Origin of the sequence: Actinoplanes sp. NPDC048796 (assembly GCF_040650035.1) — a bacterium.
Taxonomy (GTDB): domain Bacteria; phylum Actinomycetota; class Actinomycetes; order Mycobacteriales; family Micromonosporaceae; genus Actinoplanes.
Map to the genome: position 1 here is coordinate 363,087 of NZ_JBEZGO010000004.1, position 25,174 is coordinate 388,260.

Annotated in this window: 24 protein-coding genes; 14 read left to right on the forward strand and 10 right to left on the reverse strand. The window is 72.7% G+C overall.

Annotated elements, in window-relative coordinates:
- Positions 1 to 9 precede the first annotated feature (9 nt).
- The 3 genes from AB0C26_RS20290 to AB0C26_RS20300 are packed head-to-tail and all read right to left on the reverse strand — an operon-like array spanning position 10 to position 4,515.
- A complete protein-coding gene (locus AB0C26_RS20290) occupies positions 10 to 1,107 on the reverse strand; it encodes an alanine racemase (RefSeq protein ID WP_360249225.1) in 1,098 nt (365 codons plus the stop codon).
- Positions 1,094 to 2,578, reverse strand: coding sequence for an IucA/IucC family protein (locus AB0C26_RS20295; RefSeq protein WP_360249228.1), 1,485 nt, complete (start codon positions 2,576 to 2,578; stop codon positions 1,094 to 1,096). Before AB0C26_RS20295 ends, AB0C26_RS20290 begins: the two co-directional genes overlap by 14 nt.
- Positions 2,575 to 4,515, reverse strand: a complete 1,941-nt coding sequence (locus tag AB0C26_RS20300) for an IucA/IucC family protein (RefSeq protein ID WP_360249231.1) — start codon at positions 4,513 to 4,515, stop codon at positions 2,575 to 2,577. Before AB0C26_RS20300 ends, AB0C26_RS20295 begins: the two co-directional genes overlap by 4 nt.
- Positions 4,516 to 4,826: 311 nt before the next feature.
- Here AB0C26_RS20300 and AB0C26_RS20305 point away from each other — a divergent pair, with 311 nt between their 5' ends.
- The 4 genes from AB0C26_RS20305 (at position 4,827) to AB0C26_RS20320 (ending at position 8,670) form a co-directional block, all read left to right on the forward strand.
- Positions 4,827 to 6,413, forward strand: a complete 1,587-nt coding sequence (locus tag AB0C26_RS20305) for an ABC-F family ATP-binding cassette domain-containing protein (protein ID WP_360249234.1) — start codon at positions 4,827 to 4,829, stop codon at positions 6,411 to 6,413.
- A gap of 77 nt (positions 6,414 to 6,490) precedes the next feature.
- The gene (locus AB0C26_RS20310) at positions 6,491 to 7,327 is read left to right on the forward strand and encodes an undecaprenyl-diphosphate phosphatase (protein WP_360249237.1); all 837 of its coding nucleotides are present in this window, start codon (positions 6,491 to 6,493) and stop codon (positions 7,325 to 7,327) included.
- Complete coding sequence (locus AB0C26_RS20315; protein ID WP_360249240.1) at positions 7,324 to 8,265, forward strand: DUF3626 domain-containing protein; 942 nt, start codon at positions 7,324 to 7,326, stop codon at positions 8,263 to 8,265. Before AB0C26_RS20310 ends, AB0C26_RS20315 begins: the two co-directional genes overlap by 4 nt.
- Positions 8,266 to 8,670, forward strand: a complete 405-nt coding sequence (locus AB0C26_RS20320; protein WP_360249243.1) for an NUDIX domain-containing protein — start codon at positions 8,266 to 8,268, stop codon at positions 8,668 to 8,670.
- Between the two features lie 165 nt (positions 8,671 to 8,835).
- Here the strand turns inward: AB0C26_RS20320 and AB0C26_RS20325 are convergent, their stop codons facing one another.
- Positions 8,836 to 9,816 carry an aldo/keto reductase gene (locus AB0C26_RS20325; RefSeq protein WP_360249246.1) on the reverse strand — a complete coding sequence of 327 codons (981 nt, stop codon included), beginning with the start codon at positions 9,814 to 9,816 and terminating at the stop codon, positions 8,836 to 8,838.
- Positions 9,817 to 9,903: 87 nt separating this feature from the next.
- Here AB0C26_RS20325 and ribA point away from each other — a divergent pair, with 87 nt between their 5' ends.
- From ribA to AB0C26_RS20355, 6 genes are read left to right on the forward strand one after another with little or no spacing between them, the layout of a single operon-like run.
- On the forward strand, positions 9,904 to 10,518 hold the full coding sequence (gene ribA, locus AB0C26_RS20330) for a GTP cyclohydrolase II (protein ID WP_360249249.1): 615 nt from the start codon (positions 9,904 to 9,906) through the stop codon (positions 10,516 to 10,518).
- An 8-nt stretch (positions 10,519 to 10,526) separates the two neighbouring features.
- Positions 10,527 to 11,387: a class III extradiol ring-cleavage dioxygenase gene (locus tag AB0C26_RS20335; protein WP_360249253.1), complete on the forward strand. Its 861-nt coding sequence runs from the start codon at positions 10,527 to 10,529 to the stop codon at positions 11,385 to 11,387.
- A complete protein-coding gene (locus tag AB0C26_RS20340; RefSeq protein WP_360249256.1) occupies positions 11,384 to 11,839 on the forward strand; it encodes a MarR family transcriptional regulator in 456 nt (151 codons plus the stop codon). The genes AB0C26_RS20335 and AB0C26_RS20340 overlap by 4 nt, the downstream gene beginning before the upstream one ends.
- Before the next feature lie 9 nt (positions 11,840 to 11,848).
- Positions 11,849 to 12,802: a hypothetical protein gene (locus AB0C26_RS20345; protein WP_360249259.1), complete on the forward strand. Its 954-nt coding sequence runs from the start codon at positions 11,849 to 11,851 to the stop codon at positions 12,800 to 12,802.
- Positions 12,803 to 12,804: 2 nt separating this feature from the next.
- Positions 12,805 to 13,296, forward strand: coding sequence for a DUF4265 domain-containing protein (locus AB0C26_RS20350; RefSeq protein ID WP_360249262.1), 492 nt, complete (start codon positions 12,805 to 12,807; stop codon positions 13,294 to 13,296).
- Between the two features lie 44 nt (positions 13,297 to 13,340).
- The gene (locus AB0C26_RS20355) at positions 13,341 to 13,817 is read left to right on the forward strand and encodes an NUDIX domain-containing protein (protein WP_360249265.1); all 477 of its coding nucleotides are present in this window, start codon (positions 13,341 to 13,343) and stop codon (positions 13,815 to 13,817) included.
- Positions 13,818 to 13,821: 4 nt separating this feature from the next.
- Here the strand turns inward: AB0C26_RS20355 and AB0C26_RS20360 are convergent, their stop codons facing one another.
- From AB0C26_RS20360 to AB0C26_RS20380, 5 genes are all read right to left on the reverse strand, one after another.
- Positions 13,822 to 14,178: a GntR family transcriptional regulator gene (locus tag AB0C26_RS20360; protein WP_360249268.1), complete on the reverse strand. Its 357-nt coding sequence runs from the start codon at positions 14,176 to 14,178 to the stop codon at positions 13,822 to 13,824.
- A complete protein-coding gene (locus AB0C26_RS20365; protein WP_360249271.1) occupies positions 14,178 to 15,566 on the reverse strand; it encodes an MFS transporter in 1,389 nt (462 codons plus the stop codon). The genes AB0C26_RS20360 and AB0C26_RS20365 overlap by 1 nt, the downstream gene beginning before the upstream one ends.
- Before the next feature lie 148 nt (positions 15,567 to 15,714).
- On the reverse strand, positions 15,715 to 16,194 hold the full coding sequence (locus AB0C26_RS20370; RefSeq protein ID WP_360249274.1) for a hypothetical protein: 480 nt from the start codon (positions 16,192 to 16,194) through the stop codon (positions 15,715 to 15,717).
- Positions 16,191 to 17,999, reverse strand: coding sequence for a dynamin family protein (locus AB0C26_RS20375; RefSeq protein ID WP_360249277.1), 1,809 nt, complete (start codon positions 17,997 to 17,999; stop codon positions 16,191 to 16,193). The genes AB0C26_RS20370 and AB0C26_RS20375 overlap by 4 nt, the downstream gene beginning before the upstream one ends.
- Complete coding sequence (locus AB0C26_RS20380; protein WP_360249280.1) at positions 17,996 to 19,474, reverse strand: dynamin family protein; 1,479 nt, start codon at positions 19,472 to 19,474, stop codon at positions 17,996 to 17,998. Before AB0C26_RS20380 ends, AB0C26_RS20375 begins: the two co-directional genes overlap by 4 nt.
- 181 nt (positions 19,475 to 19,655) lie before the next feature.
- Here AB0C26_RS20380 and AB0C26_RS20385 point away from each other — a divergent pair, with 181 nt between their 5' ends.
- From AB0C26_RS20385 to AB0C26_RS20400, 4 genes are read left to right on the forward strand one after another with little or no spacing between them, the layout of a single operon-like run.
- Positions 19,656 to 23,015, forward strand: coding sequence for a LuxR C-terminal-related transcriptional regulator (locus AB0C26_RS20385; protein WP_360249283.1), 3,360 nt, complete (start codon positions 19,656 to 19,658; stop codon positions 23,013 to 23,015).
- The gene (locus AB0C26_RS20390) at positions 23,012 to 23,563 is read left to right on the forward strand and encodes a LuxR family transcriptional regulator (protein WP_360249290.1); all 552 of its coding nucleotides are present in this window, start codon (positions 23,012 to 23,014) and stop codon (positions 23,561 to 23,563) included. Before AB0C26_RS20385 ends, AB0C26_RS20390 begins: the two co-directional genes overlap by 4 nt.
- Positions 23,563 to 24,255, forward strand: coding sequence for an HAD family hydrolase (locus tag AB0C26_RS20395; RefSeq protein WP_360249293.1), 693 nt, complete (start codon positions 23,563 to 23,565; stop codon positions 24,253 to 24,255). Before AB0C26_RS20390 ends, AB0C26_RS20395 begins: the two co-directional genes overlap by 1 nt.
- Positions 24,252 to 24,776, forward strand: coding sequence for a histidine phosphatase family protein (locus AB0C26_RS20400; RefSeq protein WP_360249296.1), 525 nt, complete (start codon positions 24,252 to 24,254; stop codon positions 24,774 to 24,776). The genes AB0C26_RS20395 and AB0C26_RS20400 overlap by 4 nt, the downstream gene beginning before the upstream one ends.
- Here the strand turns inward: AB0C26_RS20400 and AB0C26_RS20405 are convergent.
- Complete coding sequence (locus AB0C26_RS20405) at positions 24,751 to 25,119, reverse strand: glyoxalase superfamily protein (RefSeq protein ID WP_360249299.1); 369 nt, start codon at positions 25,117 to 25,119, stop codon at positions 24,751 to 24,753. The two genes, AB0C26_RS20400 and AB0C26_RS20405, sit on opposite strands and share 26 nt — an antisense overlap.
- Positions 25,120 to 25,174 lie beyond the last annotated feature (55 nt).

Genomic DNA, 25,174 nt, shown 5'->3' on the forward strand with positions numbered 1-25,174 from the left:
GCCGAAGTGTCAGGTGATGACGAACGTGGGTGGGTCGTGGCGCAGGAAGTCGTGGTGCGAGATGTCCCAGCCGTAGGCGCCGGCGCGGCCGAAGACCAGGATGTCGCCGGCCCGCAGCCGGGTGACGTGCTGGCCGCGGGTGAGCACGTCGCGGGGGGTGCAGAGCTCGCCCACGGCGTCGACCTCGGTGTCGGTCACCGACGGGCGTGGGTACGGGTGCGGCCAGTCGTCGACGGGGACGACGGTGAACGGGTGGGAGTAGCCCCAGGCGGCCGGCAGGCGGAAGTGGTGGGTGCCGCCGCGCAGCACCGCGAACGTGCGCCCGTGGGTGGTCTTGACGTCGATCACCTCGGCGGCGTAGCGGCCGGCGTCGGCGGCCAGGAAACGGCCCGGTTCGAAGATCAGGTCGAGGCCGGGCGGGATCTCGATGGCGCGCAGCGGGGACAGGTCCATGGACGCGCCGGACAGGTAGTCGACGCCGAAGCCGCCGCCGACGTTGACGACGCGCAGGCCGGGCAGGTTCTGGGCCTGGGACCAGCGCAGGCAGTCGCGGACGAACGCGGCGTGGGCGTGGCCGTCCAGGTTGTTGGAGACGGCGTGCAGGTGGAAGCCGATGACGGTCACGCCGGGAACGGACAGGGCGGTCGCCACGTCGGAGGCCGGCACGCCGAACGGGGTCGGGGTGCCGGTCATGGTGTGGCTGCCCCGCAGCGGACTGCCGGGGCGGTTGACGCGCAGCACCACCTCGGGCGGGCTCGGCGCGAGGGCGGCGATGCGGTGCAGTTCGTGGACGCTCTCGGCGTTGATCAGGACGCCGGCGTCCAGGGCGGCGCGCAGCTCGGCGTCGGTCTTGGCCGGGCCGCCGAACACGATCCGGCGGGCGCCGGCCGCACGGGCCAGGGCCAGTTCGCCGCCGGAGGCGACCTCCAGGCCGTCGCACTCCCGGGCGAGCGTCTCCAGGACCGCCGGATGGCCGTTGGCTTTCACGGCGTACATCAGGGAAGCCCCAGCCGGAAGCGACCGCCGGACCAGGGCTGCCCGGGCGCGCAGCGTGGCGGTGTCGTAGAGGTAGGCGCAGACGGGCCGGGGCAGGTCAGGCGGCAGCATGCAGCGGGTTCCTCACCGGGACGTAGATGTCGCCCTCGCCGGCCAGGCGCATCCGCACGAGGGCCTTGTGCGGCACGGTGGGCGCGGTGAACGCGGCGTGGTCGTCGCCGGTGGCGTGCTCGTCGACGACGCCGCGGACGATCCGCCAGGCGCGGTCCTCGTCCAGATCCAGGCGCATGATCAACTCGCCCAGGTGGGCCTGGAACATGGTGTAGCCGATCTTCGCGCGGAGCACGTCGAGGTCGCCGGTGCCGACCACCGAGCCGGGCCACAGGACGATGTCGTGCCCGGCGGCGCGCAGCCGGCCCGGGTGCAGGCGCAGGCCGGCGAAATCGCGCAGAGCCAGGCGGTGCGGGCGGCCGTCGACGAAGGTGGGCAGGCAGTTCTGCAGGTGGGCTTCGAGGGCGACGCCCCGGGCGGTGAAGCGCAGCAGCGGGGGCAGCAGCAGTTCGGCGTACTCGCGCAGCCAGGTGGCGGGGTCGCCGGTGACGAGCTCGTCGAGCAGGAACGGCAGGGCGCCGCCGGGGATGGCCCGCTCGCCCGGCGCCAGGCGGCCGGTGAGGCCGTCGCGGCGGATCGCCGACAGGTCGCGGCCGGAGCCGACGGGAACGGCGGCGCCGGCGGTCTCAGCCATCAGCAGCAGGCGGTCGCCGGCCGGGTCGTCGGCGACCAGGCGGTGCAGCAGGGTGGACACGGCCGGGCCGTTGCGGGTGCTGGCGACGCTGATGCTGCGCCGGGTCGAGGTGACCTGGATGTCCAGGGAGACCTTCAGGTAGTGGCCGGTGCCGGGCAGCAGCAGCGTGCGCAGGGCCGCCGTGGGGATCGCGTCGATCTCGTGGTCGAGGATCTTGAGGGCGCCGTCGCGGATCAGGTCGGCGTAGCGCGAGACGATGACGTTGTCGCGCTGCCACACATGGACGGGCACCACGTTGCCCGGCATGTCGGGGAAGAGATCGTCTCCCAGGTGCAGGTCCTCGCGTACGGCGACGAATCCGATCCTGGTCCTGGCCGCCTCCAGATCGTGGGCGAGGACGTCACCGGTGTCCCAGCCGAGCCGGGTCCGCCCGCAGGGATGCAGGTTGTGCCCGGCCACGGCCAGGCGCTCGAGGCCGATCGCCTGAGCGTCCGGGTCGTCATCGACGGGTGCGGCCGGGCGGGCCATGGCCACCGCCAGATTGAGTACGGCGTTGCGCAGCTCCGCCGCGAACCCAGGCGCCTCGATGTCGCCGAGCAGGTCGACCGGATCGGCCACCCCGCTCGTGGCGTACTCGACCCGGCCGAACCCGTGCCGCAGGCCCGGGCCCATGTCGCGCAGGCCCTCGCGGACCAGGGCGCCGCGCAGCCGCCGGCCCACGGTGTCGGCCGCCTCGGGCAGGCTGGCCAGGAAACCGGGCACCAGCTCGGGCGCGTGCACCGCGAGAGCGGCCTCGGTGTGCGCGATCCGTTCGGTGCGCATAACGCTGCGATTCATGCGTGTTCCGCCATCGGGTTGTCGAGGTGGGCCCAAAGGTCGTCGAGCGGGTCGGCGGCCAGCCGCATCGCGGTGGTGGCCTTGACCGGCAGCGGGTCGCGCAGCAGGTGCGGCGCGTCGACGGTGCCGGTGTCCCGCACCGCGGCGGCGACGATGCCCCACAGCCGCCCGCGGTCCGCGCCGTGCCACCGGTGGAACGCGGTGACCAGCTCCTGCGCGACAGTCCCGAAGGCGGCCGCGGACAGCTTCGTGCGCAGGACCCGCGGGTCGTCGCTGGGCAGGTCGCCCTTCAGCGGCGGCGCCTCGACCCCGGCCGCGCGCAGCCGGGCCGGGCTGACCCGCACCCCGCCGAGGTCGCGGTACAGGATGCGCGCCGGCCGTCCGTCCTTGAGCACCAGCAGCGTGTTCTGCCCGTGCGCCTCCAGCGCGACCCCGCGCGCGAGCAGCCGTACGACGGGCCCGAAAAGGACCTTCGAGATCAACCCCATAATTTGGTACGGGTCGTCGCCGCGTCCCAGGGGCAGGGGCGCCGCCCCGGGCCACGCGAGCGGGACGGCGACCTCGCCGCGGGCCAGGCGGGGCGCGGCGCGGAACAGGTGGGCCAGATGCCGTTGGGGTTGCCCGTCGGCGATGACCGCCCCGGCGCCGGTCTCGGCCAGGATCTCGATCGGCAGGTCGGCGGTGAGCTCCCGCAGCAGCCGCGACAGCAGGGGGCCGTTGTGCACGGCGGCCGGGGACACCGTGCGTACGGCCGAGGTCATCTGAATGTCGACGGCGGTCTTGACGTGCGGCCCGCCGTCGAGGGGGGCGACGGTTCGCAGCGACATCAGCGGCCGTACGGGACCGGTCTCGCCGTCGTCGCGCAGCCACGGATAGCGGTCGCGCAGGTGATCGGCCTGCCAGGGGTGGGCGTAGAGCACGGGCGGCCCGTCCCCGAACCACCGGTCGGCCGGCACGGCGAGCCGGCGCAGGCGGATGACGGGGGAGTGCTCGGGCGCGTAGGCGAGCACGTCGGCGACGCTCATCCCGCCCCGCGTGCGGCACCCGGGGTGCAGCGGATGCCCGTCGACGATCTGCTGCTCGACCAGCCCGAGCGCGTCGGGCCCGGCGGGCGGCAGGTGCGGCTCGCGTGTCTGGGCGGCCCGGGCGAGGGCGAGGTTGGCGACGCTGTTGTCCACTTCGGCGGCGAACGGGACGTCCCCCCAGAGCAGCCGGACGAGCGCACCCGGGTCGGTGTTGCGCGTGACCTGCCCGGAACCAGCCAGTTCAACGTCGACGGCGAGCCCCGCCACCCCCCGGAAGAACGGCGCCGCGGCCTCCGGCGAGTACCGCAGCACAACCTCGCCCATTACCGCCATGTCGGGAATCGTCCCAGCCGATCGCTCCGGATAGCCGGCGCCCGTGCTCCCCTCCGTTGTACCGGCGCGCCCGTCTCCCGCGCCGGCCCACCGTCCTGCCATGTCTGCTCGCCAGCCGGCGCTGCCTGCTTCCCAGCCCGCCGCGTCGGCTGCCCGTCCCGCAGCCCGTCCCGCCGCGTCGGCTGCCCGGTCCGCCGTATCGGCTGGACGCCCTGCCGCGCCGGCCCACAGGCCGGCCGCGTCGCCTGGCTCTCCTGCCGCGCTGGGCGGCGTGCCGGCGCCGGCACGAATGCCGGCCGCGCCGGGCCGCTGTTCAGGGCCGCCGAGCCACAGCGTGCCGATCCGCCCGTCGGGGGTGCGGGCGAAGCTCGCCTCGCCGCGACGGCGGCCGGTCAGACCCGGCAGCGCTTCCCGGTCGACGGCGCCCAGCAGCCGGCCGAGGATGGCCGCGCGGGCGCCCGGCAGTTCGGCGTCGTAGCGTTCCAGCAGGTCAGGGCGAAGGTCTCGAAGCTCCTCACGAGTCCGAAGGGGACCGGCGGTGTGCCGGCCGGACGGGTCGCTGGGGATAGGTCGCGGCACGAGGCCCATTCTCCGTCAACCGCACACCCCACCCGTCCCGGGCAAGCCCCGCCGTGATCGACAACGCAGGAAACCCCACCATCATCCTAGGATGCCTTACCGGGTGTGCGCCCGCGCACACAGAACCCAAAACAAAAAGGAATCAACGGCATCCCCGCCTTTGGTTCGAGCTCGGGTAAAACGGTTGCGAGAGCCGGAGGCGCGGGGCAGGGTGGTGGCGTTCCTGTCGACGGCTCGAGGAGTGCTCTTCTTCATGTGATGCGACCCGGCTTGCGCGTACCCCTGTCGGTGTCTGCTCCTTGGAGGGCCCCTTGTTGAAAGCTGTCTCGCTCAGTTGCGCCCACGACGGCGATGCTCTGTTCTCCGGTTTCGATCTGGTGCTCGGTGAGGGTGACCGGATCGGGGTGGTCGGGCCGAACGGGGCCGGCAAGACGACCCTGCTGCGGGTGCTGGCCGGTGAGCTCAAGCCGGTGAGCGGCAGCGTCACGTACGGGCCGGGTACCCGGGTGGGTTATGTCGCTCAGCAGATGCCGGATCCGCGGGGGACCGTCGGTGCTTTCCTGACCGGCGGTCTGGGGGAGCTGGCCGAGGTGACCGCGCGGATGCGGGTGCTGGAGGCGCGGCTGGCCGCCGGTGAGGACGTGCTCGGTGAGTACGGGGCCGTGCAGGAGCGGTGGACCGCGTTGGAGGGGTGGACGGCGCAGGCGCGGGTCGGTGAGGTTCGGCAGCGCCTGGACATCGCTGATCTGTCCGATGAGTTGCCGTTGCGTTCGGTCAGTGGTGGTGAGCAGGCGCGGTTGTTGCTGGCGCGGGCGTTGCTGGCCGAGCCGGATGTGTTGTTGCTGGATGAGCCGACCAACCATCTGGACGCGGAGGGGGTGGCGTGGTTGCAGGGGTGGCTCACGGCGTACCCGGGCGGGGTTTTGACCGTGAGTCATGACCGGGCTTTTCTGGATGCCGTGGTGTCGCGGATCGTCGAGTTGGACGGGATCGACGAGCAGCCGCAGGACTATCCGGGTGGTGGTTATTCGGCGTTTCGGGTGGAGAAGCAGCGGCGGTGGGAGCGGCTTCTGCTGGATTTCGAGGCGCAGGAGAAGGATCGCCGGCGGTGGGAGTCGGATATCGAGCGGACGAAGGAGTTCTCGCGGGGTGTGGAGAACTCGGTTCGGTCGGGGGCGGAGGCGCCTCATCTGCGGCGGGTGGCTCGTCTGGTGGCGCGGAAGGCGAAGGTTCGTGAGCGGCGGTTGCGGCGGCAGATGGAGTCGGTGCGGTGGATCGCGAAACCGCGTACGCGGCCGCCGTTGACGTTGGCTTTTCCGCAGGATGCCGGTGATCCGGGTGAGGTGGTTCTGCGGGCTGAGGGTCTGGTCGTGACGGCGGGGGATCGGGTGTTGTTGGACGGTGTCGATCTGTCGGTTCGCCGGGGGGACCGGGTTTTGATCACGGGGCGGAACGGTGCGGGGAAGACGACGTTGCTGAACGCGCTGGGTGAGGGGATCGAGGCGGCGGTGTTGCCGCAGACCTCGGATGGGCTGCGCACGGATCAGACGGTGATGGGGTTCTTCCGGGAGCGGGTTCCGGTGTATCTGGATGATGCCGAGGCGTTGTTGTTGGGGCATCAGTTCGGGGCTGATCAGTGGGATGCGCGGTTGCGGAGTTTGTCGGCCGGTGAGTTGCGGCGGTTGCTGTTGGCGGTGTTGGTGAACAGTCCGGCGCGGGTGTTGTTGCTGGACGAGCCGACGAACTTTTTGGACTTCGACGCGCTGGATGTGGTGGAGGAGGCGTTGCGGCGGTACCGGGGGACTTTGGTGGTGGTGACGCATGACCGGTATTTCGCGGATGCGGTGGGGTTCGGGCGGCGCTGGCATGTCGCGGCGGGCCGGGTGGTCGAGAGCTGACCCGATCGCAGCGGGGCGTGACAGTTGCCCCTATGCTGTGCCGCGGCGTCAAAGCGGATCAAGGGTGGGCATAGGTCTTGAACATCATCGAAGCGGTGTTACTAGGGGCGGTTGAGGGTTTCACCGAGTTCCTGCCCGTGTCGAGTACCGGCCATCTGACGATCCTGGAGAAGTTGCTCGGTTATCAGCTGGATGATCCGGACATCACCGCGTTCACGGTGATCATTCAGTCGGGTGCGGTGCTGGCGACGATCCTGTATCTGCGTAAGGACATCGCGCGGATCGTTCCGGCGTTCCTGGGTGGTCTGTTCAGCAAGGCGAAGCGTGACAATCAGGATTACCGGTTCGGGTGGGCGGTGATTCTGGGTGCGATTCCGATCGTGATCGCGGCGTTGTTGTTCAAGGATCAGGTGGAGACGACGCTGCGGAGCCTGTGGTTCGTGGCGGGTGCGTTGATCCTGTGGAGCGGGGTGATGGCGTTCGCTGATCACGCGGCCACGCAGGTGCGTCATGAGGACGATGTGACGTGGAAGGATTCGCTGATCATCGGTGTGGTGCAGTGTCTGGCGCTGATTCCGGGTGTGTCGCGGTCGGGGGCGACGATGTCGGCGGGTCTGTTGCGGGATTTCGATCGGGTGACGGTGACGAAGTTGTCGTTCTTCCTGTCGATTCCGGCTCTGCTGGGTGCGTCGTTGTTGCAGGGCTATGAGGAGGCCGGCAACATCGCGAATGGTGTGGGCTGGGTGAATACGCTGGTGGCGACCGCGGTGAGTTTCGTGGTGGCGTATTTCTCGGTGAACTGGTTGTTGAAGTTCATTTCGCGGCATTCGTACAGCATTTTCATTTTCTATCGGGTGGTGCTGGGTCTGCTGCTGATGGTGCTGCTGGTCACGGGCACGATCGAGGCGCAGTGACGTCGGCGGGGTTGCGGGCGCTGGCGCATGTGCGGGGGTTGTTCCCGGAGGCGTCGCCGGTGCCGGCGGCCCCGATCACGGTCAGTTTCCACCCGGATCGGCTGCTGGCCGGCGGCGCGACGGTGGCGGAGTGTTTGGCGGCCGAGGGTGTGTATCGCAGTCAGTTCGAGACGGGTATCTCCAACGGTGGGTTGACGGCGTATCCGGGTGGTGACCGGGAGCGGTGGGAGCATCGCATGTTCGGCGGCGCGTACACGGGTACGGCCGGGCGGCCGATTTATGGCGGGCTGAATCTGGCGGGTTATCCGGATGGGGCGTCGCCGAGGTTCGGCAGCTGTCATCTGGTGTTGGCGGAGGAGGTGTCGTCGCGCGCGACGTTCAGTCACGGTGACAGTGCCTCGGAGCCGGCGGTGGTGGGTACGGCGACGACGTTCCGTGGGGTGTGGGAGTCGTTGTTGTCGGAGGTGGCGCGGACGGGCCAGGCGTTGAATGTGCCGGCGTCGTCTCCGGCGGAGTGGGTGCGGGCGTTGGGGGTGCCGCGTACGGCGGCGGGCCGGGCGATGAACGACTACGTCGAGGCGCAGATCCATGGGGGTGTGACGGTCGCCGCGGACGTCACGGCCGTTGTGGTCGACCCTTCGTTCCGGGGTACGCCGGTTCAGGCGCAGCTGGGCGCGTTGGGTCCGCCGCTGCGCTGGTCGCCGGGTTTCCGTCTGGCGGCGGCCGATTTCCCGGCCGGTTTGCGGGGTTCTGAGGTGCCGGCGCTGGCGGCGGCCGTGGCCGCGTATTTCGGCCGGGACGTGCTCGACGCGGAGGTGGTGGGCCGTGCTGCCCGCGAGCCGTCGGTGTGGTCGTCGTTCGGTGACCGCGCCGAGGTGTTGCAGTTGCTGAAGTATGTGTGGCACATCCTGGTCCTGCGCGGCGAGCCGGCGGTTTAGGTGCGCGAGATCGTGGCCGGGGCGCTGGTGCGGGCGGGGCGGGTCCTGCTCGTGCACCGCAGTCCGAGCCGTCACGCCTACCCGGATGTGTGGGATCTGGCCGGCGGGCACGTCGAGCCGGGTGAGGCGGAGCTGGCCGCCCTGGCCCGGGAGATGCGTGAGGAGTTGGGTGTCCGGATAGCGGCGGCCTCGGCCGTGCGTCTGTGCCGGTTGGAGGCGGACGGCGGGTGGGGCGCCATCCGGCTCAGCGCGTGGATGGTCGGTGAGTGGTCGGGGACGCCGGCGAACGCCGCCCCCGAGGAGCATGACGAGATCGGCTGGTTCCGGCCGGAGGAGCTGCCGCCCCTCGCGCACGACCTCGTCCGCCAGGCGTTGCTCCAGGCAATGCGGGACGCTCCAGCCTGAACGGAACCCGACTTCGGGAACCCGATTGGCCCGTCCCGCCGGTCCCGCCGGTCCCGCTTGGGGCTCCTCCTTGAGCGGCACGGGAACACACCGGTCGGCTTGGCTCGCCGTATCGCGAACTATCCTGTCGCGGCCTTCTTCGCCGACGTGGGACGGGGGGAGCCGTCAGACGCGGGCTGCTCCTAGGACCCAGTCGGAGGTCTGGGCTATGAAGTCCTGGGGGAAGCCGGCCTCGAAAGCGGTGGGCGCCTCCAGGCGTGTCAGCTCCTCGGGGGTCAGCTGCAGGCGTACGGCACCCAGGTTGTCCTGTAGTTGGTCTGCTCGGCGGGCGCCGATGATGGGGAAGATGTCGCGGTGGCGGGCTCGGGTCCAGGCGATGGCGATCTGGGCCGCTGGGACGCCGCGGGCGGCCGCTACCTCGCTGACTGTGCGGGCCACCGTGTGGGCGCGGTCGCCGAGACCGTCGGGGTCGAAGCGGGACTGCTCCGGGCGTACGCCCGTGCTGTATTTGCCGGTCAGTACGCCGCCCGCCAGGGGGCTCCATGCGGTCACGCCCAGGTTCAGGGCGGCGGCCATCGGCAGCAGTTCGCGTTCCACGTCACGTTGCAGCAGGCTGTAGGGGACCTGCAAGCCCACGAACGGGCTCCAGCCGCGCCACTCGGCCAGGGTGTTCGCGCGGGCCACCACCCAGGCGGGGGCGTCGGAGATGCCCACGTACAGGATCTTCCCGGCCCGTACCGCGTCGTCCAGGGCGCGCATCGTCTCCTCGATCGGGGTGGCCTGGTCCCACATGTGCACCCAGTACAGGTCGAGGTAGTCGGTGCCGAGGCGGCGCAGGCTGGTCTCGAGCGAGGCTCGCAGGTTTTTGCGGGCGTTGCCGGCGGCGTTCGGGTCGCGCCGGTCGCGCGACACCGTGTATTTGCTTCCTAGCACGAACTGTTCGCGGCGCCCGGTCAGGAGTTTGCCGAGGATCTCCTCGCTGGCTCCGTCGCGGTAGTTGACTGCCGTGTCGATCGTGTTGCCGCCCGCTTCGGCGTACGCGTCGAGGACGCGGGCGCATTCGTCGTACGGTTCCTGGAAGGTCATCGTGCCCAGGATCAGCTCCGAGACGCGCAGCCCGCTCGCGCCCAAGGTCCGGTAATTCATGCGCGCGAATCTACGCCGGGGCGCGGGTGGCGTACGACACCGCACGCGTTGTTGATGTTTCAACATTCGGCGGCGATGCTTGAGCGCATGACGGTCCGTACCAGCGTCGTGGTTCCGCTGCGCTTCCCCGACGGCTACACCACCACGGCCGACGTGTTCACCTTCACCGGGCTGGCCGACGGCCGTGAACACCTCGCCCTCGGCCTCGGCCCGTGGCGCGACACCGAGGTCCCCCTCGTCCGCCCGCACAGCGAATGCCTGACCGGTGACGTGTTCGGCAGCCGCCGCTGCGACTGCGGCCCCCAACTGCGGGAGGCCGCCGAGCGGATCACCACCGCCGGCGGGTTCCTGCTCTACCTGCGCCAGGAAGGCCGCGGGATCGGCCTGTACGCGAAACTGGACGCCTACGCGCTGCAGGACACCGGCCTGGACACGTACGAGGCGAACCTGGCCCTGGGCCACGGCGAGGACGAACGCGACTACACGGCCGCCGCGCAGATGCTGCACACCCTCGGCGCCGACACGATCCGGCTGCTGAGCAATAACCCCGACAAGGCCACCCAGCTCGGCCGGCTCGGCATCACCATCGCCGAGCAGATCCCCACCGGCGTGCACCTGTCCGACGCCAACGCCCGCTACCTGGCCACCAAACGCGACCACACCGCGCACACCCTGAACCTGCCGAGCCAGCGCACCGCGTGAGGACCGCCGTGGACACCCTGATACCCGCCGCCCACCCGTTCCGCCGTCACCTCGACCGGGTCGCCACCCTCGGCGCGCACCGGCGGTGGACCCCGGCCGACGGCCCGCTGCCGTCGCTGTACCTGAGCCACGGGGCCCCGCCCACCTTCGAGGACGAAGCCTGGATGCGGCAGCTGCACGACTGGGCCCGCGACCTGCCCCGCCCCACCGCGGTCCTGATCGTCAGCGCCCACTGGGAGTCCGCGCCGCTGGCCATCTCCAGTTCCCGGGCCAACACCGATCTGGTGTACGACTTCGGCGGCTTCAGCCCCGTCTACTACCGCATGCGCTACGACACCCCGGACGCCGGTGACCTGGCGCGGCAGGTGACCGCCCTGATGCCGCGGGCCGTGCACGAGCACGGCGGGCGCGGCCTCGACCACGGCGCCTGGGTGCCCCTGAAAATCATGTACCCGGAAGCGGACGTCCCGGTCCTGCAACTGAGCATCCCCACCCACGACGCCGGGACCCTGATGTCCCTCGGCGAGCGCCTGCGCCCGCTGCGCGAGCAGGGCGTGCTGGTCGTCGGGTCCGGCTTCATGACACACGGTCTGCAGTTCATGACCCGGGCCATGCTGGCCGGGCACGTACCCGGCTGGTCGTCCGACTTCGACCACTGGGCGGCCGACGCCCTCGCCCGCGGCGACGTCGACGAACTGGCCGCCTTCCGCGACCGCGCCCCCGGCATGCCGTACGCGCACCCCACCGTCGAACACTTCACCCCGCTGTTCGTCACCCTCGGCGCCGCCACCGACCCCACCGGGCCCATCCGCACGGCGATCGACGGCTACTCGATGGGCTTCGCCAAGCGCTCCTTCCAAACCACATGAGCACCCCGCGCTGGCTCGACGACGACGAGATGGGCGCCTGGCTCGACATCGCCCAGATCCTCATGCTCATGCCGGCCGCGCTCGACCGGCAGCTACGCGAGGACACCGGCATCCCGCACGCCTACTACCAGATCCTGGCCACCCTCAGCGCCGCACCGGACCGGTGCATGCGCATGACCGACCTGGCCAAAGCCGTCGGCACCACCCTGAGCCGGCTGTCGCACGCGGTCACCAGCCTCGAACAGCGCGGCTGGCTGCAACGCCGCGCCTGCCCCACCGACAAACGCGGCCAGATGGCCCACCTCACCGACGCCGGCCTGGCCACCCTCGAAGCCGCCGCCCCCGGCCACGTCGCCGAGGTCCGCCGCCTCATCTTCGACCATCTCACCGCCGACGACATCGCCCAGCTGCGCGCCGTCACCGCCAAACTGCTGCCCGCCCTGCACCAGTAAGGTGCCCGCGTGCCTTCCCACCCGCACGACGCCTACGGGCCGGCCACCTTCCTGCCCGACCTCCCGGCGTCCCTGCGCGCCCCGGACGAGCAGCGCCGCACCGCCGCCATGGAGCAGTTCCGAGCCCGGGCCCTGCACCAGGACTCCCTCTACCCGGCCGCCGTCGCCGCCGTGCCGCACCTGATCGACCTGCTCGCCGACGACACCGCGCCCGACCGCACCCTCGGACACGAACTGCTGACCGAGATCCTGCCCGAGGAAAAGTCCGAACCGATACACCGGCAGGCACACCAGGCCGTACGGGCCGGAGTGCCCACCTACCTGCGCCTGCTCGACGACCCCGACCGTAACGCCCGCGGATTGAGCGCCCACCTGCTCAGCTTCTTCCCCGAAGCGGCGCCGCAGGTCACCCCGGCCCTCACCGCCCGGCTCGCCGCCGAAACGGACCGGGTGGTCGCCTCGTTCCTCTGCCTGACCGCGGGAACCATCGGCGGCCCGCACGACACCGGCCTGGCCGCCGCGGTGGCCCGCTGGCGCGACCAGCCGCACCGGATCAACCGCTGGACGGTCCTGATGGGCCTGGTCCGCCTCGTCGAGACCCCGGACCCGGACATGCTCGAGCAACTGTGCGACTGCCTGTTCCACGGCCCCGGCAACGTCTACGGATGGACCTTGCACCACGAAAGCCCGGTCCTGGGCGCCGCGCTCGCCCTCGGCGACCTACCGGCCGCCTCCGTGCCCGGCCTGGCCGCCATGCTGACCGACCGGCTGGCCGCCGGCTGCGACGACGGCAACCGCTTCTATTACGCCGTACGCCTGCTGCTCGGCCTCACGTTCCCGGACGGCCCGTCACCACAGCGGCAGGCCGCCACCCAGGCGATCCTGAGCAGCGAACTCGCCGGCCATCCGGCGATCACCCGCCTGCTCCAGGAACACGACCTCCCACAGAGGCCACAATGTTGATCATGAAGCGGAGCGATGCTGACGACCGCGCCGGCCTGGTCAAAGTGTTCTTTCACATACGGGTGGAAGATGGCTGGCCACCCGTCGGCACCGAATCCATGTGGGCGGGGCCGGTATCCGACGACGTTGTCGAGCTCGACAACGTTCCGTTCTTCGCCCGCGGGGTTTCGTGCGGTGACCACGTCAGGGTCGTCCGCGACGACGACGGCACGCTGACCGCCGTCGAGGTTGTCGAGTGGTCCCAACGGTGCACCGTGCGGGTGGTGCCATTCCGCGCCGGCCCACTACAGGGCGATCGCCAAAGAGTGCTCGACGAGTTCGCCGGCGTCGGCGTAACCGGCGAAGGCATCGAGCAGTACAACATCGTCGCGCTCGATGTCCCACCGACCGTCGACCTGTCCGCCGTCAAGCGGCTGCTCCGCGACGGCGCCGAACTTGGCTGGTGGGACTACGAAGAGAGCAACATCGGCGACGCCTGGGCCGACGCCGTCTGAACCAGAACGGGGGCGGGAGTGGCTCACCGGATACCGTGCGCGCTATGGCGGTTTCGGAGTATGTGAGCAAGCTGCGGGCGCACGTGGGGCATGAGCTGCTGTTGCTTCCCGGTGCCAGCGGTGTCGTGCGGGACGAGCAGGGGCGGGTTCTGCTGTTGCGGCGCTCCGACAACGGGCAGTGGGCGCTGCCGGCCGGGATGGTCGAGCCGGGGGAGCAGCCGGCTGAGGCGGTGCTGCGGGAGATCTACGAGGAGACGGGTGTGCGGGCCGTGGTCGAGCGGCTGGCCGGTGTGGCCGTGCACGAGACCGTGTATCCGAACGGGGACCACTGCTCGTATCTGAGCGTGTGGTTCCGGTGCCGGGCCGCCGGCGGGCGGGCCCGGCCCGACGGGGACGAGTCGCTTGAGGTCGGCTGGTTCGAGGTGGGTCAGTTGCCGCCGGTCAGTGATCTGACGACGCTGCGGATCGAGACCACCACGGCGCCGGACGGGCCGCCCTGGTTCGCCCCGCCCGGCGCCTGACGGGTCACAGGCCCAGGGCCGCCCGTACCAGGCTCAGCGCGGTCTGCGGGTCGACGCCCAGGGCGCGGGTCTTCTCGGCGTACAGCGAAGCGGCTTTTTGCGCCTGAACCGACGTGCCGGCGGCGCGGGACGTGATCACGGTGCCGGCCCGGCCGCGGGTTTCGACGAGACCGGCCGTCTCCAGCTCGCGGTAGGCGCGGGCCACCGTGTTCGCGGCCAGGCCGAGCTCGGTGGCCAGGGCGCGTACCGGCGGCAGTTTCTCACCGGCGGTCAGGGTGCCGGCAGCGGCGAGTTCGGCGATGCGCAGCCGGACCTGCTCGTACGGCGGGACGGGGGAGCCGGGGTCGACGGTGATGTCCATCAGATCAGTTTCGGGGGTGTGTTGCCGGCTTCGGCGATGGCCCGGCGCATCGGGACCAGGGCGAGCAGGATTCCCCCGACGAGGAAGAACACGACCAGGGAGACGATGCCGACGCGGTAGCTGTTGGTCAGCTGGAAGATCAGGCCGAACGCGAGCGGGCCGAGCCAGCTGGTGCCCTTGTCGCTGATCTCGTAGAAGCCGTAGTACTCGCCTTCCTTACCGGCCGGGATCAGCTGGGAGAACAGGCTGCGGGACAGGGCCTGGCTGCCGCCGAGGACCAGGCCGATACCGGCGCCCAGCAGCATGAACGGCAGTGGCTGGCCGGCCGGCAGCCAGTACGCGGCGATGATCACGGCGAGCCACAGGGCCAGGCTGAACAGCACGGTGCGTTTCGCGCCGATGCGGGCGGCGAGGGCGCCGAGCAGCAGCGCGCCGCCGAAGGCCAGGAACTGCACGATCAGGATCGTGATGATCAGGGTGGACTGTTCGAGGTCGAGTTCCTCGGTGCCGTACTGGCTGGCCAAGGTGATCACGGTCTGGATGCCGTCGTTGTAGATCAGGTAGGAGAGCAGGAAGAACAGGGTCAGTGGGTACGCGCGGATCCCGCGGATCGTACGGCCCAGTTGCCGGAACCCGTCGGTGAGCACGTTGCCGTTGCCGGCGAGGGCGGCCCGGCCGGGGTGCTCTTTGAGCCACAGCAGCGGTACGACGGTGAACAGCGCCCACCACAGGCCGGCCGACACGATGCACCAGCGGGCGATGTCCAGGGTCCGCTGGTCGTCGCCGTCGACCGACAGGACGGTGACGGCGACCAGGTTGAACGCGAGCAGCAGCCCGCCGCCCAGGTAGCCGATGGCCCAGCCGCGGCTGGACAGCTTGTCACGATCGTCGGGGCCGGCCAGTTGCGGCAGGAACGAGTTGTAGACGACGATCGCCGCGCCGAACGAGATGTTGGCGATCAGGAACAGGAACCCGCCGAGCAGGTAGCGGTCGCCGGTCACGAACGCCATGGCGATGGTCGCCCCGGACCCGGTGAACGCGGCCGCGGCCAGCAGCGGTTTCTTGCGGGGCGCCCGGTCGGCGACGGCGCCCGTCACCGGCAGCACGAACACGGTCAGCAGGACCGACAGGGACACCACGTACGGGTAGAAGGACCCGGCCGCGACCTTGACGCCGAACGGGTGCACCCAGCCCAGGCAGTTGGTCGCGCCGACCTCGCAGCCGGCGGCGGTCTTGGTCACCGTCGTCAAAAACGGTCCCAGGAACACGGTGATGACGGTGGTCTGAAACGCCGAGTTGGCCCAGTCGTACATGTACCAGCCGCGGCGCTCCCGCCGGCCGGCTCCGTTGCCACCGCGATCCACCTGCGAAGACTCAGCGACATCCATGCGGGTTGGCTCCCTTGCGTACCGGTAAGTACCGGGCGTTTCCAGCCCGCACGCGCAGGAGACTAGCGGACCGTCTCCGCGCGGCCAACGGCCCGGGCGCGCCGCCGCCCTGGGCACCGGGCCAAGGGCCGTCGTCGATGGCGGCCCCTCAGTTGTCCGGCGCCCACCAGCGGGCCAGGGTGGAGGTGGCCGGGTCCTCCGAGTCGGCCAGGGCCGCCCACGGGTCCACCCCGGGCGGCAGCTGCTCACCGGCGTAGTCGGCGAGTTCTTGCGGCTGTACGGGGTCGACGGGTGTGTCCGGCGCGCCGGCCGGCACCACGCCGAGGCTGCCGGTGTCGATCCACGGGAAGCCGTCCACCGGCTCCGGCAGTTCACCCACGTCCACCTGGGGCGGGAACACGTCGACCGGGTCCTCGGCGGGCAGCTCGGCCACCTCGTGCACCGGCTCGTCGACGGTGTCCACGTGCTCGAGGTGGCCGTCGAAGACCGGCGGCTCGTACGGGTCGTGCTCGTCGTACGAGAAGAGGTGATCGTCGTACGGCAGCGGCTCGGCGTGCTCCGGCAGCTGATGGTCGTCGAAGACCGGGAGGTCGTCTTCGTGGTCGCCGAAGTCGTGGTGATCCGTCATCGGTTCTCCTCGTCGTGTGGGACGGGCGTCAAGGCCCGGGCCCGTGCGAGTACGGCGTCGGCGGCGCGCAGTCGCGCCCGGACGGTGTCGAGCTCCTGCTGGGCGGCGGCGCGCCGCTTGGCGCGCCCGGCCGCGTCCTCGGCGGCCGCCGCGTCGATCTCGGCGATGTGCGCGTCCAGGTCGCGCAGCCTCTTCTCCACGGCGTCGTCGACGGCCACCGACAGCGCGTACTGCAGGTCGGTGAACCGGTTGGCGATCTCGTCGGCGAGCGCGGCCCGGGCCTCGCCGAGCACGTCACGCAGCCAGATCCGCGCCTGCTGCCGGTCCTGCTGCACCCGCCGCCGGTACAGCACGTAACCACCGGCGGCCAGGCCCAGCCCGATCCCGGCGACCGGCACGAGCAGCCCCCCGGCGGCGAACACCGACACGCCGAGGATGGCGCCGCGGCCGGCCATGAACGCGATCCCGCCGGCCGACAACGCGATGAGCAGATTGTCGGCCGAGCCGTCGCGCGGCGGGGCCGCGTCCATCGCGTGCCGCAGCGACGCGTTGAGCTGCCCCAGCATGGCGCCGCGTTCGGCCTCGTCGAACACCGACGCCAGCACCCGGTCACCGACCTGCGCGAACGTCTCCTCCAGCCGCTGCGACAGTTGCACCGCGACGGCCTGAAGTTCCGCGTCGAGCGCCTGCGGCAGCTGGGCCAGCACCTCCCCGCGGCCGGAGTCGATGCGGGTGGAGAACTCCTGCTGCACCGCCGCGATCCGGGTGCGCAGATGCCCGACGGTCTCCACCCGCGCCCGCTGCGTCTCGGTGGACAGCAGCAGCGTCCACTGCCGCGACTCGGTACGTTTCCGGGCGGCCAGCGCCGCCCGTTCCGCGCGGACCTGCGCCAGGCGCACCGGGTCGGCGTCGGCGGCCCGCACCCGGTCGTCGGCGGCCTCCCGCAGCCGCAGCAGGTCGGCCCGGGAGGCGCGCAGCACGTTGGCCAGTTGCAGCTGATGCCCGCGCCCGGCCAGCTCGACCAGGGCGTGCTGCAGCTCGGCGATCCGCGACGCCTCCACCAGCGCGGCCTGCTCGGCCGGGCCGGACTGCACGGCCAGCTCGGCCAGCAGCGACGACACCGGGAACCAGGGCGCCCCGGCGAAACGCGGCGCGTGCGCGCGCAGCAGCTCCTGGTTGTCCTCGGCGATGCGCCGCCACCCCGGAAAAGCGTCGATCTTGGTGAGGGCGAAGACCACCGCGTCGACCCGCTCGCTGGCCGCCACCAGGAAATCCAGCTCCGGCTGCGACAGCGGCGCCGACGCGTCGGCCACGAACATCAGCGCGGTGGCCCGCTCCACAGCGGCCAGCGCGACAGTGGCGTGCGCCGGGTCGAGACCACCGACCCCGGGCGTGTCGAGCAGGCTGACGTAGCGCAGCAGCGGCGCCGGATGCGCCACCTCGATCCGCCGGGCCCGCCGCTGCCCGGTGGCCCACTCGGCCAGGTCGTCGACGGCGACCGGCTCGCCCGCGCCGGGCGGCCAGGCCCGCACCGCGTACTCGCCGGGCACGAACTGCAGATACGTGGCGGTCGCCACCGCCGCGTCCACCGGCGACAGGCCGGGCACGCCGAGCAGCGCGTTGATCAGGGAACTCTTGCCGCGTTTGGTCTCACCGACGATCACCACCTGCGGCCGGGTCACCCGCACCCGCAGCAGCTGCGCCAGTTCGGCGCCGGCGTCGGGATCCTGGCTTTTGACGTACGCGAGAGTGTCGCGCACACACGCGTCGAGAACGCTCGCGAGATCACCGCCGGGCCGGCTCACGAGCGCACCCGCTGGGCCAGCAGGTGGAAACCGCGGTGCGCGACCTGGGCGACGCGGGACTGGGCCGGGCCGGCGCCGGCGACCGCGTACACCCGCCACCGGTTGGCGGCGGCGACCGCCGCCGCGGCCAGCTCGTCCGGGCCCGCCTCGGGCAGCCGCAGAATCCAGCGGGGGTCCTCCGAGGTGGCCAACCGGGTCAACTCCTGCTCCCATTCGACGGGCAGCGCCACCGCGCCGGTGGCGACACGCTGGGCGGCGTCGAGCAGCCGCAGCCGGTGGTACGCCGGATCGCGCAGCAGCCCCTCGACGGCGTCGCGCAGCGTCTCCCGGTCGCGGGGGTCACGGCTGTGCCCGGCCAGCCGCTCGAGCCGGCCCAGCGCCCACCCGGCCTTGATCGCGTCGGACCGCCACCGGAACGTCTGCTCCACGGTGTGCCGCAGCCGCGGGAACCCCGACACGGTGACCAGCCGCCGCACCAGCTCACCGGTCGGCAAGCCGGGTTCGGCGGCCAGCTGGGCCAGGGCGAACCCGATCCCGTACAGATCCAGCAGGCTCAGCAGCCGCTCCCGCTGATCGGCCGGAACCGGCGCCGGCCGCGTACGGAAAAGATCGGCCGAAGCCAGCAGCAAGCGCGACTCGCCCGCCGGCAGCGTGCTCAGACGCCGCAAGGCGTCACGGTCGGCGCCGGTGAGCCGGCCCGCCTCACCGGTCTCGGCCAGCAACCCGACCACCGGAACCACATCGGAGACGGTACGGGCCAGCAGCCGCGCCTGGCTCTCGGCGAGCGGCTCGGCCACCGGCCACGGGTCACCGGCCCCGCCGACCAGCGTGTCGGCCTTGCCGAACACGCCCAGCGCGTTGATCGGGCTCGACGCGAGCCGCGCCGACGCGTCCCGGAACGCCTCCAGCGCCCGCACGTCGTCGGCCCGCACGGCCTGGGTGAACACGTAGACCACGGCCTCGGCGGCGGCCACCTCGGACGCGGAGTCGGCGTCGATGTCCGCGTCGAACGGGGCCGTGCCGACCGCCTCGGCGGCCCGGTCACTGACCACGGTGTCGGTCGAGGCCAGCCCCGGCGTGTCCACCACGGTCAGGTCACGCAGCTTCTCACTGGTCAAGGTCACATCGACGTACGCGACCCGGGCCAGCGGCACCCCGAGCCGCTGCGGGATCATGCCGTCGTCGTCCAGCGGCAGGCTGCGCCGCTGCCCGTCGCGGCACACCACGTCGACCCGGTCGGCCGTCCCGTACCGGAACCGGGTCACCACCCGGGTGCACTCGCCGACCGCCGTCGGAGCGACCCGGCGCCCGATCAGCGCGTTGACGAGTGTCGACTTTCCGGCTTTCAGACGGCCGGCGATGGCCACCCGCAACGGCTCACCGAGACGATCGTGGATCTGTCTGAGCTGGTAACCGGCCTCCGGGCCGACACGACCACCCAGTTGATCACACAGCGTCGCTAGGCTGACGCTCAACGGGCCGCTCACCGCGACTCGTCAGCCGGGCACACTGTCGGTGAGAATGTGCAGACCACGGCCGTCCTCTCCATCTCGTGCGGGGGCGGGCTCCCGCCGCGGGCACCAGCCTACGGAAGGCGGGAGGACACGGGATCCCGTGTTCGTGCCAGGCACACGCCGACCAAGGGGAGGGGATCAGGTGGCGGAAGCGCTGCACCCGGCCGCCGCCATGCTGCAACGCCCCGGTCTCGTCGTGCTGACCGGCCCGCCCGGCTGCGGCCGCACCACCCTGCTGCGCCGGCTCAGCGCGACGGTCAGCGGCCCGGTCCACGCCGGCGGCGGGCTGGCCATGCTGCAGACGGTGCCCGCGCTGGCCCTGTCCAGGGCGGTCAAGGCCAAGCTTCCCGCGTACGACGTCCACCTGCTCGCCGAGGCGGTCCGCTCCCGCGTCCGCGGCGGCCTGCTGGTCATCGACGACCTGCACTACACCGACCCGGCCACCCTGGCCGCGCTGCCGCTGCTGGCGGCCCACTGCCGGGTCCTGACCGCCGTGCGCACCCCGCACCGGCTGCCCCCGGCCACCGAGGCCGCGCTGCGCGCCGCGGCCACCGCCTGGATCCCGGTGCCGCCCCTGACCCCGGCCGAGGCCGCCGACCTGGCCCGGCGCACCACCCCCCACCTCGACCAGGCCACCCTGACCGCCGTCGTCGACCGGGCCGGCGGCAACCCCCTGGCCGTGACCGCCCTGGCCCGCAACGCGGCCGCCGGCGCCCGCTCCGCCGCCGGCGGCGCTACCTCTCCTTCCGGCGCGGCCGGGTCCTGGCCGGCCGACCCCGACAGCTTCCGCCCGGCCGGCCCCGGCGACTTCCGCCCGGCCGGCGGCGCCGGCTCCCGACCGGCGTCCAGTGCCGGCTCCCGGCCGGCGTCCGGTGGCGGCGACATCGACCAGGTGGCGTATGCGATCGCGACCGCCCTGGCCGACCTGCCCCGACCCGCCCGCACGGCCCTGGCCGCGCTGGGCCTGCTCGGCCGCCCCGCCCCCGCCGCCCTGCTCGGCCCCGGCGCCACCGACCTGCAGGCCGCCGGCCTGATCACCGCCGCCCCGGACGGCACCCTGCTACCGGTCTCGACCTACGTGGCCGAAACCGCCGCCGGCCTGCTCGACGCCGCCGCCCGCACCGACCTGCACACCCGCCTGGCCGAACTGACCCCACCGGCCGAGGCCGCCCGCCACCTGGCCGCCGCCGGCGACCCGCGAGGCGCCCACCGCCAGGCCCTGCTGGCCGCCGACCACACCACCGGCGGCGACCGGGCCGCCCTGCTGCTGTTCGCCTGCGAACTCGACACCCCCATCGACCCCCGCGTCCGCCTGGCCGCCGCCGACGCCCTGCTGTCCGTGGGCCGCCCCGCCGCCGCCGCCCGCGTCCTGACCTTCGACGACCAGCTCGCCTACGCCACTGGCCACCGAGCCTCCGACGCCGCCGGCCAGTTCGACAGCGTCGGAACGGACCCGTTCAGCGCCGAACTCGGCTTCCCCCACCCGCCGGGCGAGCGTTCCGGCACCGACCTGGACTTCACCGACTCACCCGCCGGCCGGCCGGGACCGAACCCGCCGCAGCCGGCCGGCGAGCCGGATTCATCCCCGGGGCTGGATTCCCGGTCCCGCGCGGCGTCGGGGGCCGCCCGATCCGTGGACGTCGACGCGCTGCGCTCACTGCGGCTGGAAGCCGACGTGCTGCGAGGCGAAGCCCTCCTGCAAGCCGGGAACCCGGAAGCCGCCCGGGCCGCTGTGCGGGCCGTGCCCGACGCCGCGTCGCCTCTCGTGATGGCCGGGCGCGACCGGGTGCTGCTGCTGGCCGAACTGGCCACCGACCCGGCCGCGGCCCGCGACCTCGCCGACAAGATCGCCGCCCGGCATCCGCGGCCGTCCGCCGGGGTGGCGGCCGCCCTCGCCGCGGTACAGGCCCACTTCCGTACCCCCGGCTGGGACACGGCGCTGGCCGCGGCCGCCACCGCCGGGGGAGACCCGCTGATCACCCGCTGGTCGGCGTGGCTGCTCGTCGAGGAACTGGCCGCCGACGGCCGCCTGACCGAATCGGCGTCGGTGGCCCTGCGCGCGGCCCGTGACAGCGCCGCCGACCTCGCGTACGGCTGGCAGACCCGCTTCGCCGCGGCCGCCGACTGGGCCCTGGCCCTGCACGGCTCGACCACAGACGTGGCCCCCACCAACACTCCCGCCGATCCCACGACGGCCCCCGGTTCCGGGCTCGCCGAACCTCCTGGGCCGACCAACCCTCCCGCCGACCCGGCCAAGGCGGGCTCCGCCCCTGCGCACGCGGTCCCCCCGGAGCCAATTCCCGCCGACCCGGCTTCGGCCCCCGCCACGACAATTCGCCCCTACTCGCCCGCGGCCGCGCCGGGCCCTGCCACCACAACTCCCGCCTTCTCGGCCACCGCCGGGCCGGCCCTCGCGCCGACGCCCCCGGCCCGCGGTGTCGGCGGTCAAGACGGCAGCCGCGCTGCAGACGTCGTGCCGCCTCATGAACGAGTTACCGCTACCGCTGACCCGGGCGGTGCCCAGGCTGCCGGTCGCCACCGCGGCGAGTCGGCCACCACCAGCGGTTCCCCGGCGCCGACCGACCATCCGCGGGGTTTGGGTCACATGCGGCCGGGTGGCATCTACGGCGCGGCCACCGCGCCTGCGTCGACTCATCCCGGGGACGTCGTCGCCGAGCTGTGGGACGGCACGGACGGGGTGTTGCGCCGGGCCGCCAACCTCACCGACCGGGCGCTGCCCGATGAGGCTCGGGGCTACGCGACCGCGGCCACCGCGCTGATCGAGGCCGACACCGGGCTGCTCGCCGCCGCCCGGGCCCATCTCGACGGCGGGCCCGCGCATCCGGCTGTGTCGTGGGTGGCCCAGGAGACCGCGTGGCTCGACGGGCAACAGGACCGGGCCGTCGCCTCCGGCGGGGACGACGACGGTGGGCTGCTGGCCGGGCTGCGGGCGATCACGGCTCAGTGGGCCGCGCACGATCTGGGGTCGGAGGCGGCGCCGGTGATCGCGGGCGGGCTGCCGTCGGCCGCTCGGCGTACGCTGACCGCCTGGGCGACCGGGACCGGGTTCACGGCCGCGGCCGATGGGTGGCGGCCCATCGCGTTGCGGGAGCGGATCCGGTGTCTGCTGGCGGCGGGACTGACCGACACCGACCCGGCGCGGGCGGTCGAGGCTCTGCTGAGCGCGGAGCGGCTGGCCGACGCGGCCGGGTTGACCGTGCTGGCCGGGCGGGCCCGCCGGGGGCTGCGCCGGCACCGGGTGCACCGCGACACGCGGGGCAAGCGTTCCGGTGATCAGCTGACCCGCCGGGAGACCGATGTTCTGCGGCTGGTCGCGGCGGGGGAGCCGACCCGCCGGATCGCCGGGCAGCTGGGTATTTCCGCCGAGACTGTCGACACCCATATCCGCGCCGGTATGCGCAAGCTCGGCGCCCGAACCCGTACGGAAGCCGCCGCCCTCGCTTTTGCCCGTCCCGACACGTCTGACAAGGATGGCCGGTGACCAGACAGACCGACGCCCCTCGCCACGTCGTCGCCACCCCCGGCGACGCCGACACCGTGCTGCGCCGGCTCACCCGTGACGGCTGGGTGGCGCGCGACGGCTTCGCCCTCACCGACCCGGGCTGGGATGTGACCAGCACCCGCCTGGTCCTGCACGGCCGTATCGGTGACGCCGACACCCTGCAGCTGGCGTTGCTGGCCGCCGCCCGCGGCGCCGGCATTGTGGCCGTCTGCGACGCCGAGTCGCCGCTGGGCCGCGCCCTGGTCGACGACCTGTCCCGGCTGGGTCCCGTGCAGCACGGCGTCGCCGACCCGGTGCCCGCCGGCGGTGGTGGTTCCGTGACCGAGCTGGTTCCCGAGCAGCGGGCCCTGCTCGACCGGCTGGCCGCCGGTGACACCATCGCCGCGGCGGCCGCGGCCGAGTTCCTGTCGCTGCGCACCGCGAACCGCCGGATCGCCGAGGCCCGCGCCCTGTTCGGGGTGCGCACCACCCGCGAGGCCGTCCTGGCCTACCTGCGCCAGCGCGGCAGCGCCCCACCGCCACGCTGATGCGGGCGATCGTCTTCGACTTCTTCGGCACCCTGACCGATCCCGCCGCCGAGTCCGGCCGCCGGGCGTCGTTCGCCGCCACCGCCGCCGCGCTGGGTGTGCCCGCCGCCGCGTTCTGGGCGGCGATGTCCACCTCGTTCGCCGAACGCGCCACCGGCGTGCACGGCGACACCCGCGCGACCCTGCTCGCGATGGCCCGCCGCTGCGGCGCCGACCCCACCGACGATCAACTGCGGTCGGCCGTACGGGTTCAGCACGCCGGCGCCGCGTCGGCCCGCCGCCCCCGCCCGGGCGCCCTGGACCTGCTCGACGGCCTGCGCCGCGCCGGTTGGCGCCTGGCCGTGCTCAGCGACTGCGCCAGCGAACTCGTCGAAGCCTGGCCCACCACCCCGTTCGCCGCCCGCGTGGACGCCACCGTGTTCTCCTGGCAGGAGGGTCACCGCAAACCCGACCCGCGCCTGTACGCCACCGCGGCCGCCCGCCTGGGCGTACCCGCCGCATCGTGCTGGTTCGTCGGCGACGGCGGCAGCCGCGAACACCGGGGCGCCCACCTCGCCGGCATGCGCCCGGTCCTGGTCACCAACGCCGCCCACCCGCACGCCGCCGCCCTGCGCGACGACCCCGACACCTGGCGGCCGCCGTGGTCGGTCGACGACCTCACCGCCCTGCCGGCCGTGCTCACCCCCTCATGATCTTCGTCCGGCACGCCATGCCCACCCTGGACCCCGCCACGCCGCCGACCGCGTGGCCGCTGAGCGCCCAGGGCCGCACCGCCGCCCGCGCCCTGCGCCTGCCGGAGCGGGCCTACCTCGTCGCCAGCGACGAACCCAAAGCCGCCGAGACTTTGCGGTACGCCGTCCCCGGCGCCCCCGTGCACCAGGACCCCGGCTTCGGTGAGGTCCGCCGGCCACCCGCATGGCAGCCGGACCACCGGGCCCTCGCCCGCGCCTACGTCGCCGGCACCCACGTCCCCGACGGCTGGGAGCCGCCGGCCGCGGTGACCGCCCGCTTCAGCGCCGCCGTCGAACGCCACCTGACCCGAGCCGGGAACCGCACCCTGGTCGTGGCCACCCACGGCATGGCCCTGACCTGCTGGCTCAGCACCCACGCGCTGATCACCGGCGAGCCCGCCGAGTTCTGGGCCGCCCTGCGCTTCCCCGACCTCGTCGCGGCACCGCGGGCACAGGTCACCCGGGCGCTCGGGAAGCGATGATCACCCGGTTGCCGTCCGGGTCGGCGACCATGGCCATGCGCTCACCCCACGGCTGATCGGCCGGCTCCTGCACCACCTCGACCCCGCCGTCGCGGAGCCGGGCCAGACCGGCGTCGCACTCACGCGCGTACACCCACAAGGTGACCCGCTCGTTGGCCCGGGTGCCCGGCTCGTCCTGCCGGCCGATGCCCAGGTGTGAACCCCCGATTTTGACGCTGACGTAGGCCGGCTCGCCGTCGGCCGGGAACCGGTAGGTCACCTCGCCGCCCAGCAGATCACGGTAGAAGCGCAGGCTGCGGGCCAGATCGGGCGTCGTCAGAATGGGGAACAGCTCGTCGAACACGGGTGCCTCCTCGTCGTTGAGGTGATGCCCGCATCCTGCCCCGGGGGTACGACAA

What these genes read in the sequence shown, in the direction of transcription:
- AB0C26_RS20350 (WP_360249262.1), top strand. Translation starts at nt 12,805, where the DNA reads ATGAAGCGGAGCGATGCTGACGACCGCGCCGGCCTGGTCAAAGTGTTC.
- ribA (WP_360249249.1), top strand. Translation starts at nt 9,904, where the DNA reads ATGACGGTCCGTACCAGCGTCGTGGTTCCGCTGCGCTTCCCCGACGGC.
- AB0C26_RS20290 (WP_360249225.1), bottom strand. Translation starts at nt 1,107, where the DNA reads ATGCTGCCGCCTGACCTGCCCCGGCCCGTCTGCGCCTACCTCTACGAC.
- AB0C26_RS20360 (WP_360249268.1), bottom strand. Translation starts at nt 14,178, where the DNA reads ATGGACATCACCGTCGACCCCGGCTCCCCCGTCCCGCCGTACGAGCAG.
- AB0C26_RS20295 (WP_360249228.1), bottom strand. Translation starts at nt 2,578, where the DNA reads ATGAATCGCAGCGTTATGCGCACCGAACGGATCGCGCACACCGAGGCC.
- AB0C26_RS20400 (WP_360249296.1), top strand. Translation starts at nt 24,252, where the DNA reads ATGATCTTCGTCCGGCACGCCATGCCCACCCTGGACCCCGCCACGCCG.
- AB0C26_RS20325 (WP_360249246.1), bottom strand. Translation starts at nt 9,816, where the DNA reads ATGAATTACCGGACCTTGGGCGCGAGCGGGCTGCGCGTCTCGGAGCTG.
- AB0C26_RS20370 (WP_360249274.1), bottom strand. Translation starts at nt 16,194, where the DNA reads ATGACGGATCACCACGACTTCGGCGACCACGAAGACGACCTCCCGGTC.
- AB0C26_RS20355 (WP_360249265.1), top strand. Translation starts at nt 13,341, where the DNA reads ATGGCGGTTTCGGAGTATGTGAGCAAGCTGCGGGCGCACGTGGGGCAT.
- AB0C26_RS20365 (WP_360249271.1), bottom strand. Translation starts at nt 15,566, where the DNA reads ATGGATGTCGCTGAGTCTTCGCAGGTGGATCGCGGTGGCAACGGAGCC.
- AB0C26_RS20395 (WP_360249293.1), top strand. Translation starts at nt 23,563, where the DNA reads ATGCGGGCGATCGTCTTCGACTTCTTCGGCACCCTGACCGATCCCGCC.
- AB0C26_RS20340 (WP_360249256.1), top strand. Translation starts at nt 11,384, where the DNA reads ATGAGCACCCCGCGCTGGCTCGACGACGACGAGATGGGCGCCTGGCTC.